The organism is Aphanizomenon flos-aquae FACHB-1287 (assembly GCF_014698755.1).
Lineage (GTDB): Bacteria > Cyanobacteriota > Cyanobacteriia > Cyanobacteriales > Nostocaceae > Dolichospermum > Dolichospermum flosaquae.
This window is the reverse complement of record NZ_JACJTO010000009.1, coordinates 85,283-99,979: the sequence shown is the minus strand read 5'-3', so window position 1 is coordinate 99,979 and position 14,697 is coordinate 85,283. Positions and strand designations below refer to the sequence as shown.

At 44.4% G+C, this 14,697-nt stretch carries 27 protein-coding genes; all 27 read left to right on the top strand.

What is annotated here, in order from left to right:
- Positions 1-13 precede the first annotated feature (13 nt).
- The 27 genes from rplB (at position 14) to rpmE (ending at position 14,649) form a co-directional block, all read left to right on the top strand.
- A complete protein-coding gene (gene rplB, locus H6G44_RS06815) occupies positions 14-877 on the top strand; it encodes a 50S ribosomal protein L2 (RefSeq protein WP_190385391.1) in 864 nt (287 codons plus the stop codon).
- Between the two features lie 106 nt (positions 878-983).
- Entirely contained in the window at positions 984-1,262 is a 279-nt protein-coding gene (gene rpsS, locus H6G44_RS06810; RefSeq protein WP_027402103.1) for a 30S ribosomal protein S19, read from the top strand.
- Between the two features lie 11 nt (positions 1,263-1,273).
- A complete protein-coding gene (gene rplV / locus H6G44_RS06805) occupies positions 1,274-1,633 on the top strand; it encodes a 50S ribosomal protein L22 (RefSeq protein ID WP_190385392.1) in 360 nt (119 codons plus the stop codon).
- 57 nt (positions 1,634-1,690) lie between these two features.
- Entirely contained in the window at positions 1,691-2,476 is a 786-nt protein-coding gene (gene rpsC, locus H6G44_RS06800; RefSeq protein ID WP_190385393.1) for a 30S ribosomal protein S3, read from the top strand.
- 75 nt (positions 2,477-2,551) lie between these two features.
- On the top strand, positions 2,552-2,977 hold the full coding sequence (gene rplP / locus H6G44_RS06795) for a 50S ribosomal protein L16 (protein WP_137906398.1): 426 nt from the start codon (positions 2,552-2,554) through the stop codon (positions 2,975-2,977).
- 3 nt (positions 2,978-2,980) lie between these two features.
- Positions 2,981-3,208, top strand: coding sequence for a 50S ribosomal protein L29 (gene rpmC, locus H6G44_RS06790; protein ID WP_190385394.1), 228 nt, complete (start codon positions 2,981-2,983; stop codon positions 3,206-3,208).
- A gap of 6 nt (positions 3,209-3,214) precedes the next feature.
- Entirely contained in the window at positions 3,215-3,466 is a 252-nt protein-coding gene (gene rpsQ, locus H6G44_RS06785) for a 30S ribosomal protein S17 (RefSeq protein ID WP_137906397.1), read from the top strand.
- Between the two features lie 45 nt (positions 3,467-3,511).
- Complete coding sequence (gene rplN, locus H6G44_RS06780) at positions 3,512-3,880, top strand: 50S ribosomal protein L14 (protein ID WP_137906396.1); 369 nt, start codon at positions 3,512-3,514, stop codon at positions 3,878-3,880.
- Positions 3,880-4,230, top strand: coding sequence for a 50S ribosomal protein L24 (gene rplX / locus H6G44_RS06775; protein ID WP_242031646.1), 351 nt, complete (start codon positions 3,880-3,882; stop codon positions 4,228-4,230). Before rplN ends, rplX begins: the two co-directional genes overlap by 1 nt.
- Positions 4,231-4,341: 111 nt before the next feature.
- Entirely contained in the window at positions 4,342-4,890 is a 549-nt protein-coding gene (gene rplE / locus H6G44_RS06770; protein ID WP_190385395.1) for a 50S ribosomal protein L5, read from the top strand.
- Positions 4,891-4,910: 20 nt separating this feature from the next.
- The gene (rpsH, locus tag H6G44_RS06765) at positions 4,911-5,312 is read left to right on the top strand and encodes a 30S ribosomal protein S8 (protein WP_028085248.1); all 402 of its coding nucleotides are present in this window, start codon (positions 4,911-4,913) and stop codon (positions 5,310-5,312) included.
- A gap of 87 nt (positions 5,313-5,399) precedes the next feature.
- Entirely contained in the window at positions 5,400-5,948 is a 549-nt protein-coding gene (gene rplF / locus H6G44_RS06760) for a 50S ribosomal protein L6 (RefSeq protein WP_190385396.1), read from the top strand.
- Positions 5,949-5,950: 2 nt separating this feature from the next.
- Positions 5,951-6,313 carry a 50S ribosomal protein L18 gene (gene rplR, locus H6G44_RS06755; RefSeq protein ID WP_190385397.1) on the top strand — a complete coding sequence of 121 codons (363 nt, stop codon included), beginning with the start codon at positions 5,951-5,953 and terminating at the stop codon, positions 6,311-6,313.
- Positions 6,314-6,382: 69 nt separating this feature from the next.
- On the top strand, positions 6,383-6,907 hold the full coding sequence (gene rpsE, locus H6G44_RS06750; protein ID WP_027402091.1) for a 30S ribosomal protein S5: 525 nt from the start codon (positions 6,383-6,385) through the stop codon (positions 6,905-6,907).
- A gap of 64 nt (positions 6,908-6,971) precedes the next feature.
- Positions 6,972-7,439, top strand: a complete 468-nt coding sequence (gene rplO / locus H6G44_RS06745; RefSeq protein ID WP_190385398.1) for a 50S ribosomal protein L15 — start codon at positions 6,972-6,974, stop codon at positions 7,437-7,439.
- Between the two features lie 88 nt (positions 7,440-7,527).
- Positions 7,528-8,841, top strand: coding sequence for a preprotein translocase subunit SecY (secY, locus tag H6G44_RS06740; protein WP_190385399.1), 1,314 nt, complete (start codon positions 7,528-7,530; stop codon positions 8,839-8,841).
- Positions 8,841-9,395, top strand: coding sequence for an adenylate kinase (locus tag H6G44_RS06735; RefSeq protein ID WP_190385400.1), 555 nt, complete (start codon positions 8,841-8,843; stop codon positions 9,393-9,395). The genes secY and H6G44_RS06735 overlap by 1 nt, the downstream gene beginning before the upstream one ends.
- A 209-nt stretch (positions 9,396-9,604) precedes the next feature.
- Complete coding sequence (infA, locus tag H6G44_RS06730) at positions 9,605-9,829, top strand: translation initiation factor IF-1 (RefSeq protein WP_006276978.1); 225 nt, start codon at positions 9,605-9,607, stop codon at positions 9,827-9,829.
- A 116-nt stretch (positions 9,830-9,945) separates the two neighbouring features.
- Positions 9,946-10,059 carry a 50S ribosomal protein L36 gene (gene rpmJ, locus H6G44_RS06725; protein WP_015079193.1) on the top strand — a complete coding sequence of 38 codons (114 nt, stop codon included), beginning with the start codon at positions 9,946-9,948 and terminating at the stop codon, positions 10,057-10,059.
- 106 nt (positions 10,060-10,165) lie between these two features.
- Positions 10,166-10,546: a 30S ribosomal protein S13 gene (gene rpsM, locus H6G44_RS06720; protein WP_190385401.1), complete on the top strand. Its 381-nt coding sequence runs from the start codon at positions 10,166-10,168 to the stop codon at positions 10,544-10,546.
- A 54-nt stretch (positions 10,547-10,600) separates the two neighbouring features.
- Entirely contained in the window at positions 10,601-10,996 is a 396-nt protein-coding gene (gene rpsK, locus H6G44_RS06715; protein WP_190385402.1) for a 30S ribosomal protein S11, read from the top strand.
- Positions 10,997-11,107: 111 nt separating this feature from the next.
- Positions 11,108-12,052: a DNA-directed RNA polymerase subunit alpha gene (locus H6G44_RS06710; protein ID WP_190385403.1), complete on the top strand. Its 945-nt coding sequence runs from the start codon at positions 11,108-11,110 to the stop codon at positions 12,050-12,052.
- A gap of 39 nt (positions 12,053-12,091) precedes the next feature.
- Positions 12,092-12,442 carry a 50S ribosomal protein L17 gene (gene rplQ / locus H6G44_RS06705; RefSeq protein ID WP_027402085.1) on the top strand — a complete coding sequence of 117 codons (351 nt, stop codon included), beginning with the start codon at positions 12,092-12,094 and terminating at the stop codon, positions 12,440-12,442.
- Between the two features lie 62 nt (positions 12,443-12,504).
- Positions 12,505-13,338 (top strand): tRNA pseudouridine(38-40) synthase TruA, encoded by an 834-nt coding sequence (gene truA, locus H6G44_RS06700; protein ID WP_190385404.1) that lies wholly within the window; start codon positions 12,505-12,507, stop codon positions 13,336-13,338.
- Positions 13,339-13,372: 34 nt separating this feature from the next.
- On the top strand, positions 13,373-13,828 hold the full coding sequence (gene rplM, locus H6G44_RS06695; protein ID WP_168645140.1) for a 50S ribosomal protein L13: 456 nt from the start codon (positions 13,373-13,375) through the stop codon (positions 13,826-13,828).
- On the top strand, positions 13,828-14,244 hold the full coding sequence (rpsI, locus tag H6G44_RS06690; RefSeq protein ID WP_190385405.1) for a 30S ribosomal protein S9: 417 nt from the start codon (positions 13,828-13,830) through the stop codon (positions 14,242-14,244). The genes rplM and rpsI overlap by 1 nt, the downstream gene beginning before the upstream one ends.
- A 168-nt stretch (positions 14,245-14,412) precedes the next feature.
- On the top strand, positions 14,413-14,649 hold the full coding sequence (gene rpmE / locus H6G44_RS06685; protein WP_190385406.1) for a 50S ribosomal protein L31: 237 nt from the start codon (positions 14,413-14,415) through the stop codon (positions 14,647-14,649).
- Positions 14,650-14,697 lie beyond the last annotated feature (48 nt).

Genomic DNA, 14,697 nt, shown 5'->3' with positions numbered 1-14,697 from the left:
CCAAAATTGAACCATGGGTACTCGTTCTTATCGCCCTTATACCCCCAGTACTCGCCAAGTTATCATCTCCGACTTTGCTGAAATTACGAAAACCGAGCCAGAAAAATCATTAACTGAATCAGTTCATCGTCCCAAAGGTCGGAACAATCAAGGGCGGATAACTAGCCGTCGTCGGGGTGGCGGACACAAGCAACTTTACCGCATTATTGACTTTAAAAGAGATAAGCGGAATATGACTGCTACAGTTATAGCCATTGAATACGATCCTAACCGCAATGCACGGATCGCTTTATTGTTGTATGAAGATGGCGAAAAACGTTACATCTTGCAACCAAATGGCATGACTGTAGGCACAAAGGTAATTGCTGGACCTGATTCTCCTATTGAAGATGGTAATGCCCTACCTTTAGCAAATATGCCCTTGGGTACTGGTGTTCACAACGTCGAAATGACACCAGGTAAAGGTGGTCAGATCGTCCGGGCTGCTGGCGCTGTAGCCCAAGTAGTGGCCAAAGAAGGCAACTATGTAACATTGAGATTACCCTCCGGTGAAGTTCGTTTAATTCGGCGTGATTGCTATGCCACCATTGGACAAGTTGGCAATACAGACGCAAGAAACCTGAGCGCGGGTAAAGCTGGACGGAATCGCTGGAAAGGCCGTCGTCCTAAGGTTAGAGGTAGCGTTATGAACCCGGTGGATCACCCCCATGGTGGTGGTGAGGGGAGAGCGCCCATTGGTAGATCAGGTCCTGTGACACCTTGGGGTAAACCTACTTTAGGGGCTAAGACTCGTAATCGCAAGAAGTCAAGCACTAAGTTAATTCTGCGTCGTCGCCGCAAATCCTCTAAACGTGGTCGTGGTGGTCGTCAGTCCTAGAATTTTAGATTTTAAATTTTGGATTTTAGACTGGCTCTATATGAGACAACTTAGTAGTCCAAAATTAGAAATTCTCCATTTCCCATCCCAAATCCAAAACTGAACTATGGGTCGTTCTTTAAAAAAAGGTCCTTTTGTAGCTGACCATCTGCTCAAGAAAATTGAGAAGTTAAATGCAAAAGATGAAAAACAAGTGGTCAAAACTTGGTCGAGAGCTTCGACAATTTTGCCCTTGATGGTAGGTCATACTATCGCTGTTCACAATGGACGGCAGCACGTTCCTGTATTTGTCAACGAACAAATGGTAGGACATAAGTTAGGAGAATTTGCTCCTACCCGTACCTACAGAGGTCATGGCAAAAGTGACAAGAAATCAGGGAGATAATCGCATAAATTATGGCAACTGATACTACTGAAGTGAAGGCGATCGCCCGTTATATACGCATTTCCCCCTATAAAGTGCGCCGTGTACTTGATCAAATTCGCGGGCGTTCATACCGAGAAGCACTAATCATTCTTGAATTTATGCCCTACGGTGCTTGTGACCCCATTCTAAAAGTCCTCAGAAGTGCCGCAGCTAATGCAGAGCATAATGCTGGCTTAGATAGATCCAGTTTGGTGATTAGTCAAGCTTTTGCTGACCAAGGACCAGTGCTGAAACGGTTTCAACCCAGAGCACAAGGTCGAGCTTACCAAATTCGCAAGCCAACGTGTCATATCACTGTTGCTGTTTCCGCTGGCACTACTGCTGAGTAAACAGCCGTACAGGCACAAGAAAATTGCGTACAGTCAGAAATTTTAGAGGAAGCTTTTGTGGGACAGAAAATTCATCCAGTCGGCTTTCGACTGGGTATAACTCAAGAACACCAATCCCTTTGGTTTGCAGAACCTGACCGTTATCCAGAACTTCTACAGGAAGACTACAAACTCCGTCAGTACATTGAACAAAAACTAGGTAGATACGCTCAAAATAACGCCGGCATTTCCGAAGTGAGAATTGAGCGCAAAGCTGATCAAATTGACCTAGAAGTTCGGACAGCTAGACCAGGTGTAGTTGTAGGTCGGGGTGGTCAGGGTATTGAATCATTGCGCCTTGGACTACAAGGAGCTTTGGGTGGTAATCGCCAAATCCGTATTAACGTTGTTGAAGTCCAACGAGTTGATGCTGATGCTTACCTGATTGCTGAATACATTGCTCAACAACTAGAACGTCGGGTTTCCTTCCGCCGAGTTGTTCGTCAAGCAATTCAACGCGCCCAAAGAGCAGGTGTACAAGGAATCAAGGTTCAAGTCGGTGGTCGGCTCAACGGTGCAGAAATTGCCCGCTCCGAGTGGACTCGTGAAGGTAGAGTTCCGCTCCATACATTACGCGCTGATATTGACTATTCTGGCTGCACAGCTAAGACAATCTACGGGATTCTCGGTATTAAAGTTTGGGTATTTAAAGGGGAAATTATTCCTGGTCAAGAACAGGCTCCCGCTCAACCAGCCAGAGAACGTGACCGTGACCGTGACCGTGGAGACCGTGAACGCGAACCCCGTCGCCGACAACAACAACGTCGCCGTCAACAGTTTGAAGACCGCTCCAATGAAACCTAAGTCAATGGTCAATAGTCAGTGGTAAAAAAACTGACAACTGACAACGGACAACTGAGAACCGATAACTGACAAATCATGTTAAGTCCTAGAAGAACTAAATTCCGCAAACAACAACGCGGACGCATGGAAGGTCTGGCCAGCCGTGGCAGTACCCTCAACTTTGGGGATTTTGGACTCCAAGCCCAAGAACCATCTTGGATTACCTCACGGCAAATCGAGGCTTCCCGTCGGGCAATGACTCGTTATATTCGCCGGGGTGGTAAAATCTGGATTCGCATTTTCCCTGACAAACCAATCACCATGCGTCCTGCTGAAACCCGGATGGGTTCTGGTAAAGGTAATCCAGAATTTTGGGTGGCTGTGGTCAAACCAGGCCGGATCATGTTTGAAATTGGCGGCGTTGCTGAAGAAATTGCCCGCGAAGCTATGCGCTTGGCCGACGCTAAGTTACCAATTAAGACCAAATTTATTGTACGCTCTCAACCACAGGAGCAGGAGTAGGTTATGTCTCTTCCCAAGATTGCGGAAGCTAGAGAATTAAATGATGAACGGCTGGCTGAGGAAATTGTTGCCGTTAAAAGACAACTATTCCAGTTGCGCTTGCAAAAAGCCACAAGACAACTAGAAAAGCCTCACCAGTTCAAACACGCACGCCATCGACTCTCCCAATTACTGACAGTAGAAGGAGAACGGAAACGGGCAGCAAGTCTTTCAGACCAAGAGCAAAAGTAGAAGATTATGGCAGTCAAAGAACGAGTTGGCTTGGTAGTGAGCGATAAAATGCAAAAAACTGTGGTAGTAGCCATAGAAAACCGCGCACCTCACCCCAAGTACGGCAAAATCGTAGTTAAAACCCGCCGCTATAAAGTTCACGACGAAGAAAATACGTGCAAAATAGGCGACCGGGTGCGGATTCAAGAAACTAGACCCCTGAGCAAAACCAAGCGTTGGCAAGTTACGGAAATCCTAAACACCAAAGCTACAGCGTAAACAGTTGTATTATACAATACAACAACCCCAAAAGAGAGACCAGTTGTGATTCAACCCCAATCTTATCTGAATGTCGCAGATAATAGCGGTGCTAAAAAACTAATGTGCATCCGCGTATTAGGTGCAGGTAACCGCCGTTATGGTGGCGTAGGTGATAGAATTATCGCCGTTGTCAAAGAGTCTTCACCCAACATGGCCGTCAAAAAGTCTGATGTTGTAGAAGCAGTAATTGTGCGTACTCGTAAAGCCATTAGTCGTGATAGCGGTATGACCATCCGTTTCGATGATAACGCCGCAGTGATTATCAACAAAGAAGGTAATCCTAGAGGTACACGGGTATTTGGACCTGTAGCTCGAGAACTGCGCGACAAAAACTTTACTAAAATTGTTTCTCTGGCTCCGGAGGTGCTGTAATGGCAAAGCGCCCACAACCCAAAGTTTTTCATAAAATGCACGTCAAAACTGGTGATACTGTGCAAGTTATCGCTGGCAAAGATAAAGGTAAAGTTGGTGAAGTGATTAAAGCACTGCCACAACTGAGCAAAGTTCTTGTCAAAGGTGTCAACATTAAAACCAAGCACGTGAAACCCCAGCAAGAAGGGGAATCAGGGCAAATAGTCACCCAGGAGTATCCCATTCATAGCTCCAATGTGATGCTCTATTCCACCAAACAAAACGTTGCTAGTCGCATCTGCTACACCTTCACTGCTGAAGGTAAGAAGGTGAGAATGCTCAAAAAAACAGGTGAAATTCTTGATAAATAGTTATTAGTCATTGGTCATTGGTCATTAAGTAAAAAACAAGTGACAACTGACAACTGACAACTAGCAAAGAACTTTCCCTGACCAAGCCCAGGGAATATAAGGACAAACACTATGGCCATAACACGACTGAAAACTGTATATCAAGAGACGATTACTCCCAAATTGATTACTCAGTTTCAATACACCAACGTGCATCAAGTGCCGAAGGTGACTAAAATAACTATCAATAGAGGTTTGGGAGAAGCTGCTCAAAATGCTAAATCACTAGAGGCCTCAATTAGCGAAATAGCCCTGATTACTGGACAAAAACCTGTGGTGACACGGGCAAAGAAAGCGATCGCTGGCTTTAAAATTCGTCAAGGTATGCCTGTAGGGATTATGGTGACGCTCAGAGGCGAACGGATGTACGCCTTCTTAGATCGTCTGATTAACCTCACACTACCCAGAATCAGAGACTTTCGTGGTGTCAGTGCCAAAAGCTTTGACGGCCGTGGCAACTACACACTGGGTGTGCGCGAACAGCTAATTTTTCCAGAAGTGGAATACGACAAAATCGATCAAGTCCGAGGGTTAGATATTTCAATTATCACCACGGCAAAAACCGACGAAGAGGGCCGCGCCTTACTCAAGGAAATGGGAATGCCCTTTCGTGATCAATAAGTTCATCTAAAGAGGGAACGATGGCGGCTAACGACACAATTGCAGATATGCTGACGCGCATCCGCAATGCCAATATGGCGAAGCATCAAACTACGCAAGTACCAGCTACAAAAATGACCCGTAGCATTGCTAAGGTACTGCGGGAAGAAGGCTTCATTGCGGAAGTTGAAGAAGCAGGAGAAGGGGTAAAGCGTAACCTAGTTATTTCCCTGAAATACAAAGGTAAAAATCGCCAACCTTTAATTACTGCCCTCAAGCGAGTCAGTAAACCCGGTTTACGAGTTTACTCCAACAAAAAAGAATTACCAAGAGTGCTAGGCGGTATCGGTATTGCCATTATTTCTACATCCAGTGGGATTATGACTGACCGCGAAGCACGCCGCCAAAATCTAGGCGGTGAAGTGCTTTGCCACGTTTGGTAATCGTCATTGGTCATTGGTCATTGGTCAGTGCCAAAACAACGAACAACTGACAACTGACAAAAAACAACTGACAAAGAACAAAAAATCATGTCTCGTATTGGTAAACGTCCAATTACCATCCCCGCCAAAGTGCAAGTGGCGATTGATGGTGTCAAAGTAGTGGTGAAAGGTCCAAAAGGTGAACTTTCCCGGCAACTACCTAACAATGTCATAGTCTCCCAGGAAGGAGAAACACTGTTAGTTACCCGTCGTGATGAAACCCGCACCTCCAGACAAATGCACGGTTTGAGCCGCACCTTAGTGGCAAATATGGTGGAGGGAGTTTCCCAGGGTTTTCAACGTCGTTTGGAAATTCAAGGGGTTGGTTATCGCGCCCAACTTCAAGGCAGTAACCTAGTCTTAAATATGGGTTATAGCCATCAAGTGCAAATTGAACCCCCAGCAGGAATTCAATTTGCGGTAGAAGGTACTACTAATGTCATAGTCAGTGGCTATGACAAAGAAATTGTCGGCAACACAGCCGCTAAAATTCGTGCTGTTCGTCCACCTGAACCTTATAAGGGTAAAGGTATTCGCTATGCAGGTGAAGTGGTCAGACGCAAAGCCGGTAAGACTGGTAAGGGTGGTAAGAAGTAAATATGAAACTTACACGCAAAGAATCAAAACAGCGTCGTCATCGACGCGTTCGTGGCAAAGTCAATGGTTCACCGGAACGTCCACGCTTGGCTATATTCCGATCTAATGAGCATATTTACGCTCAATTGATTGATGATACCAAGCAAGAAACTATAGTCGCCGCATCAACTGTAGAACCCGAATTAAAATCCAATATTGCTTCTGGTGCTAATTGTGAAGCGTCCGTACAAGTTGGTAAATTGGTAGCTGTACGCGCCCTAGAAAAAGGCATCACCAAAGTTGTTTTTGACCGGGGTGGTAACCTCTATCATGGTCGCATTAAAGCACTAGCTGAGGCGGCACGCGAGGCTGGTTTAGATTTCTAAGTCCGTCAGTAGTCAGTAGCAACTGACAACTGACAACTGACAACTGACAACTAAAAGAGAGCATTGATTATGGTAACCGGTCGTCGTAAAGCAAGCCGTACAAAAAAAGAAGAAACTACCTGGCAAGAGCGAGTTATCCAAATCCGCCGGGTGAGTAAAGTCGTCAAAGGTGGTAAAAAACTCAGCTTCCGTGCCATTGTCGTCGTCGGTAATGAACGTGGACAAGTTGGAGTCGGAGTTGGTAAGGCATCAGATGTTATTGGTGCAGTTAAAAAAGGTGTCGCTGATGGTAAAAAACATCTAATTGACATCCCAATCACTAAATCCAATTCCATTCCTCACCCCATTGATGGTATTGGTGGCGGGGCTAAGGTCATGATGCGCCCAGCCGCACCAGGTACAGGGGTAATTGCCGGGGGTGCTGTACGGACTGTATTAGAGTTGGCAGGAATACGCAATATTCTTGCTAAACAATTAGGTTCAAACAACCCTTTAAACAATGCCAGAGCCGCAGTTAACGCTCTATCTACCCTGCGGACATTAAGTGAAGTTGCTGAAGATCGCGGTATCGCCATTGAGAAACTCTATATTTAGTCACCCTTTGTATCAGATTCTCAATCTAAAATCCAAAATCTAAAATCTAAAATCCCCAACCAAAATGAGACTGAACGATGTTAAGCCCCAAAAAGGCTCGAAAAAACGCCGTAAACGCGTAGGTAGAGGTATTTCTGCTGGACAAGGTGCTAGTGCTGGTTTAGGGATGCGTGGTCAAAAATCCCGCTCTGGTAGTGGCACAAGACCAGGTTTTGAAGGTGGTCAACAGCCATTGTACCGCCGGATACCTAAACTCAAGGGCTTCCCCCTGATTAACCGGAAAGTTTACACGATCATTAATGTAGAGAAGTTAAATGATTTACCTCCTAACTCAGAAGTAACTCTGGAATCTTTGAAAGAGGCTGGTATTTTAACCGCTGTTAAGGGTCCATTGAAAATTTTGGGGAATGGGGAATTAAATGTTCCTCTTCAGGTAAAAGCTGCTGCTTTCACAGGCCAAGCTCGTACCAAAATTGAAGCTGCTGGTGGGAGTTGTCATAGCGTAGCGTGGCGTACAGCCATAGCTGCATAGAAGATGAAGGATGAAGGATGAAGCATAATAAAGCACCTCATACTTCACACCTCATACTTCAGACCTCATACTTAAAAGGTAAAATTCTATGATCAGTCGAGATAAAGCCCCAACGGCTCAAGAGACTTTTATGCAGATGGCACAAGCAGCCGGACTGAGAGGTAGGCTGCTTGTCACCGTAGGTATTTTAATTTTGGTTCGTCTGGGCATCTTTTTACCTGTACCAGGAATTGATAGACCTAAGTTTGCTGAAGCTATATCGGGCAACAATTCCATCTTTGGCTTATTGGATATATTCTCTGGACGAGGACTCTCTACTTTAGGGATCTTTGCTTTGGGGATTTTGCCCTTTATCAATGCCTCCATTATCATCCAATTACTCACGGCTGCTGTTCCCTCTCTAGAAAATTTACAGAAAAATGAAGGGGAAGCAGGTCGGCGGAAAATATCCCAAATTACCCGTTATGTGACTGTAGTTTGGGCAATTATTCAAAGTGTGGCTTTTTCGACACTATTCCTCCAACAATTTGCCCTCAAACCAGGTCCAATATTCGTAGCAGAAACCGCAATAGCTCTTACTGCTGGTTCAATGTTCGTTATGTGGGCTTCGGAACTGATTACTGAACGGGGTATCGGCAATGGTGCATCTTTGTTGATTTTTGTCAACATTGTGGCTTCTTTACCCAAGTCTCTAGGGGATACCATTGACTTGGTACAAGTTGGTGGACGGGAAATTGTTGGGCGTGTCATCGTCCTGATACTGGTTTTTATGTTCACAATCGTGGGTATTGTGTTCGTACAGGAAGGAATGCGCCGCATCCCCATTATTTCTGCCCGTCGTCAAGTAGGCAGAAGGGTTTTAGCAGAACAGCGGAGTTATTTACCCCTACGCCTTAATTCTGGTGGGGTAATGCCAATTATTTTTGCAGCAGCAATCCTGAGTTTGCCACTTTTAGTCGCCAATTTTACTAAAAATCCTGAATTAGCAAACATTGTTAATACCTATTTAAGTCCTGGTGGTTCTGCACCTTGGGTATATGCCCTCGTTTACTTAACTTCCATTGTTTTCTTTAGTTACTTCTATTCTTCGTTGATTCTCAACCCAGTAGATGTGGCTCAGAATTTGAAAAAAATGGGTTCTAGTATTCCCGGAATTCGTCCCGGTAAGGCTACTAGTGAGTATATTGAACGGGTGACAAATCGCCTCACTTTTTTAGGAGCTATCTTTTTAGGTTTAGTGGCAATTATTCCTACAGCCGTAGAAAGCGCTTTGAAAGTTCCCACCTTTAAGGGGCTGGGGGCAACATCTTTGTTGATTTTGGTTGGTGTGGCAATTGATACGGCTAAACAAATCCAAACTTACGTTATCTCTCAGCGTTATGAAGGAATGGTGAAACAATAGTGACGCGATTAATCTTCTTGGGACCACCGGGTGCTGGTAAGGGAACTCAAGCTAAAATCTTGGCTGAATTTTTACAAATTCCCCATATTTCTACAGGTGACATTTTACGCCAGGCTATTCAGGATAAAACAGATTTGGGTATTCAAGCCCAATCTTATATGGATAAAGGCGAATTAGTCCCCGATAAATTAGTAGAAGATATGGTCGAGGAACGTCTGAGAAAATCAGATGCTGAATCAGGTTGGATTTTAGACGGATTTCCCCGTAAAGTTACACAGGCGGAGTTTCTCGCAAAATTACTCAAAGGTCTAGGACAGGGTGGTGAAAAGGTAGTCAATCTGGATGCACCAGATGAAACTGTCATTACTCGGTTATTAGGACGCGGACGAAAAGATGATACTGAAGAAGTCATTCGTCGGCGCTTGGAAGTTTATCGTGACGATACTGCACCTTTAATTGATTATTACAGCGATCGCCAAAAACTCCTCACAGTCAACGGTCATCAGTCCCAAGAAGAAGTTTTTACCGAATTGAAAGATATCATAGCTGCTTAAAGAAACTCAGGGGCAGTGGTCTATGTCGCCAGAGGGAAAAAATCAAATTTTCCCCGGAGAGAATTACCCCGCCCCTATCTTCCAAGCCAGGGGCAAGTCAATTTTAGCTAAGATATATTAATAAACTGTTGATATTTTCTCTAATTGTGTTCTTTATGCCCCTGAAAGTGTACAAGAACAATAGGAGATTGTTGAGTTGAGGAAAAAACTTGTCTAAGCAAGACCTAATCGAAATGGAAGGGACTGTCACCGAATCATTGCCTAATGCAATGTTTCGTGTTGACTTAGATAACGGCTTTAATGTCCTAGCACACATTTCTGGGAAAATTCGCCGTAATTACATCAAGATTTTACCTGGTGATCGCGTCAAAGTTGAATTAACACCCTACGACTTAACCAAAGGTAGAATCACCTATCGCTTGCGGAAGAAATAAATCAATAACAGAGAATCTTACCATACATAAATCAACTGGTCTTTTTCTAGTTACATAACTGAAATATTTCTTCTAGAAATGCTATAATTTACTATTTGGAGTCAATTTTAAAAGGCATGAAAGTCAGAGCCTCAGTTAAGAAAATTTGTGAGAAGTGCAGCGTGATCAAGCGTCGTGGTCGTGTGATGGTGATTTGTGAAAATCCCAAACACAAACAACGCCAAGGATAGAAACTATCTATCAAAGCAAAGTTAAACCCGCGAAAATTAACCGGACAAGTCCAGACTATCGCGCTTTGCTAAATGCAACTACGAAAACAATAGGGAGAGATTCATTGTGGCACGGATTTCCGGAGTAGACCTTCCACGCGATAAGCGTATAGAAATTGGTCTAACATACATTTACGGAATTGGCTTAACTAGATCACATCAAATTCTCGCAGCTACTGGAGTTAACCCAGATACACGCGTTAAAGACCTATCCGATGCTGATGTGACAGCCCTGAGAGGAGAAATCGAAACTAACTATCAAGTTGAAGGAGATTTACGCCGGTTAGAAGGACTAAATATTAAACGTTTAGTTGACATTGGTTGTTATAGAGGTCGTAGACACCGCATGGGCTTACCAGTGCGTGGACAAAGAACCCGGACAAACGCTAGAACCAGACGTGGTAGAAGACAGACAGTGGCCGGTAAGAAGAAAGCCCCTGGCAAATAATTTTTCTAAACTTGCAGCAATTAGCAAGTTGTACCTTAAATTCACTAAAGAAATATGGCCAGACAACCGACAAAAAAAACCGGGAGCAAAAAGCAAAAACAGAACGTACCCAATGGGGTTGCCTACATTCAATCTACCTTTAACAATAGCATTGTCACGATTACTGATCAAAATGGAGATGTTATCTCCTGGGCAAGTGCTGGTTCTAGTGGATTTAAAGGGGCAAAAAAGGGAACTCCCTTCGCCGCACAAACTGCTGCTGAAAGCGCGGCAAGACGAGCCACAGATCAAGGAATGCGGCAAGTTGAGGTCATGGTGAGCGGACCTGGTGCCGGTAGAGAAACAGCTATCCGGGCACTTCAAGGTGCAGGATTGGAAATTACACTGATTCGGGATATTACCCCAATTCCCCATAACGGTTGCCGTCCACCTAAGCGCCGTCGAGTTTAAACTTTTCTCATCTAACAGTTAACTGTCAACTTTTGACTGTTGACTGTTGACTTTTAAATTTTGACTTTTAAATTTTGACTTTTGACTTTACAAAGTGAGGGAGGCTACTCCGTGGCGCAGTTTCAAATTGAATGTGTAGAGTCTAATGCTGAAGAAAGTCGGAGCTATTACAGTAAATTCGTTCTAGAACCTCTAGAGCGTGGTCAAGGAACAACTGTTGGCAACGCGTTGCGGCGGGTTTTACTTGCTAATTTAGAGGGAACATCAGTGACAGCAGTGAGAATTGCTGGTGTCAGTCATGAGTTTGCGACCGTTCCAGGGGTAAGGGAAGATGTACTAGAAATGCTCATGCGAATGAAGGATGTCATTCTCAAGAGTTATTCTCCTCAACCCCAAATTGGTCGGTTACTCGTTAACGGACCTGCAACAGTGACTGTGGCACATTTCGATTTACCTAGTGAAGTAGAAGTGATTGACCCGACTCAGTATATAGCCACCATCGCTGAAGGTGGAAAACTGGAAATGGAATTTCGGATTGAGCGCGGTAAGGGCTACCGGACTGTAGAACGAGGTAGAGAAGAGGCTACATCTTTGGATTTTCTCCAAATTGACTCAGTGTTTATGCCCGTGCGAAAAGTCAACTATAGTGTTGAAGAAGCTCGTGGTGATGGCTCTTTGAAAGACCGACTTTTATTAGAAGTATGGACTAATGGTAGTATTTCTCCTCAAGAGGCACTATCATCTGCCGCTGGAATTTTGGTAGATTTATTCAACCCATTGAAAGATATCTCCTTAGAACCAACGGATACAGGTTCATCTATTCCCGATGATCCTACCGCCCAAATTCCCATTGAAGAGTTGCAGTTATCTGTCAGAGCTTATAACTGTCTAAAACGGGCCCAAGTAAATTCCGTAGCCGACTTATTGGATTATACCCAAGAAGACCTTTTAGAAATCAAAAACTTTGGTCAAAAGTCGGCGGAAGAAGTTGTGGAAGCGTTACAGCGTCGCTTAGGTATTACTTTACCTCAAGAAAGAAGCTCTAAACCCAGCTAAATCAAAACCCAATAAATGAAACTTCATTAGTGCCTTGTTATGCGTCATCGTTGCCGAGTCAAACAACTTAGTAAACCAGCGGATCAACGTCGCGCTCTTCTCAGAGCTTTGACAACAGAGTTGGTACGTCATGGTCGAATTACGACAACTTTAATCAGAGCTAAAGTTGTCCGCAGTGAAGTAGATAAAATGATTACCCTGGCGAAAGATGGCTCTTTAGCATCGCGTCGGAAAGCATTAGGTTATATCTACGACAAAACCCTGGTTCATGCACTATTCGAGCAAGCTCCTACTCGATACGCTAATCGTCAGGGTGGTTATACTCGCATTCTGCATACCGTCCCCCGTCGCGGTGATCATGCTGAAATGGCGATTATTGAACTAGTTTAAAGTTATTGGTCATTGGTCAGTAGTACAAAAAACAACTGACAACTGACAACTGACAAACGAGTATGTTAGAAAGCCGCCAGCAACAAGCCACTCAGCGAGTAGCCTTGATTATTCAGTACATAGGTACTCATTTTCACGGCTGGCAAAGACAAAAAGGACAGCGCACTGTCCAAGAAGAGATAGAAACAGCTATAGCCACTGTTCTAGGGTATCATGTAACACTACATGGAGCAGGGAGAACCGATTCTGGAGTCCATGCTGCCGCCCAAGTAGCCCATTTTCAAGCCGCAAGTTTAATTCCTGCTCACAGGTGGGCAAAAGTTCTTAATGGCTATTTGCCCCCAGGGATATTAATTAGGGCATCAGCGGGTGTAAGTGAAAGTTGGCACGCGCGGTTTAGCGCAGTTTACCGACGATATCGCTACACCATCTACACTGAAGAGTTACCGAATTTATTCGTGCAGCCTTTTAGTTGGCATTATTATTATGCCCCCTTGGATGAATCCTTGATTACATCTGCCCTGAAACCACTGCTGGGAAAACACCATTTATCTGCTTTTCAACGGGCTGGATCAGCGCGATCGCACTCCCGGGTAGAAGTGCAAGCAGTACAATGTAGTCGTAGTGGATCTTTTATCCATATTGAAATTCAGGCTAATGGATTTTTATATGGTATGGTGCGGCTGTTAATAGGAATGGTCGTAGAAGTAGGTTCTGGTCAGCGGACTCTAGATAACTTCACCGACATTTGGCGACAAGAACGGCGGGAAGAAGTGAAATATTCTGCACCTGCTCACGGGCTATGCTTGTTGAGGGTCGGTTATCCCGATTTTCCCTTTCCGCCAAAAATTTGGTATGACACCCAAGCATACCTAGTCATGGGTCATGAATCATGACAACTAACAACTGACAACTGACAAAGGACAAACAATGAGTAGTAAAACCTACCTTCCCCCTCAAGCATCTCTTGAGCGCGATTGGTACTTAGTAGACGCTACAGATAAACGTCTAGGCCGTCTGGCCAGCGAAGTAGCGATGATTCTCAGGGGCAAGAGAAAAGCTGAATATACCCCCCATTTAGATACAGGGGATTTTGTGATTATTATCAATGCCGAGAAAGTGGCAGTTACAGGTAAAAAGCGCACTCAAAAACTTTACCGTCGTCATTCTGGCCGCCCCGGTGGTATGAAAACAGAAACTTTCGCTAAGTTACAACAGCGATTACCAGAAAGAATCCTGGAACACGCTATTAAAGGTATGTTACCTAAAAATAGTTTGGGTAAACAGTTATTTACTAAGCTGAAAGTGTACGCAGGTCCAACTCACCCCCATGAAGCACAACAACCCAAAGAAATCACAATTAGTACAATTCCTGGAGAAAACTAATGCAGATAGCAGAAATTAATAGCGGTCGTGCCGTTTACTGGGGTACTGGTCGCCGTAAAGCCTCAGTGGCAAGAGTTCGTCTAGTTCCCGGTGAAGGGAAAATGATTGTTAATGGTAAAGACGGAGAATTGTATTTCCAATTCAATCCCAATTACTTAGGATCTATTAAAGCACCTTTGGAAACTTTGGGGTTAGAAAATGAATATGATATCTTGGTGAAGGCTGAAGGTGGTGGACTAACTGGACAAGCTGATTCTATCCGTCTAGGAGTGGCTCGTGCGTTATGTGAACTTGACCCAGATAACCGTTCACCTTTGAAAACTGAAGGCTATTTAACTCGTGACCCACGAGCTAAAGAACGGAAAAAATACGGTTTACACAAAGCCCGCAAAGCACCTCAATACTCCAAACGTTAAGATAGGAATCAGGAGTTCACCGAGTATGGCTAACGCCACGCTGCGCTATCAGGAGTTCAGGCGGAAAACTGAAGAGGGAAAAAGGAAGGAAAAAAACTTTTACCTAATCCCCCTAGTCTCAATCCCCAGCCCTCAGTCCCAATTTATATAGATTCGCAACAAAAAACAATGGCTAAACCTGATATTCATCCCAAATGGTATCCAGACGCTAAAGTCTACTGCAATGGTCAAGTTGTTATGACCATTGGTTCTACCAAGCCCGAACTCCACGTAGATGTTTGGTCTGGAAATCACCCCTTTTACACTGGTACTCAGAAAATGATTGATACTGAAGGCCGTGTAGAACGCTTCCTCCGTAAATATGGTATGTCCACCACTCAAACTAGCGACAGTAATCAAAAGTAGCTGGTTGGCTGTAGCTGTTGATAGCGTGGCGGCGGCCACCGACGACCC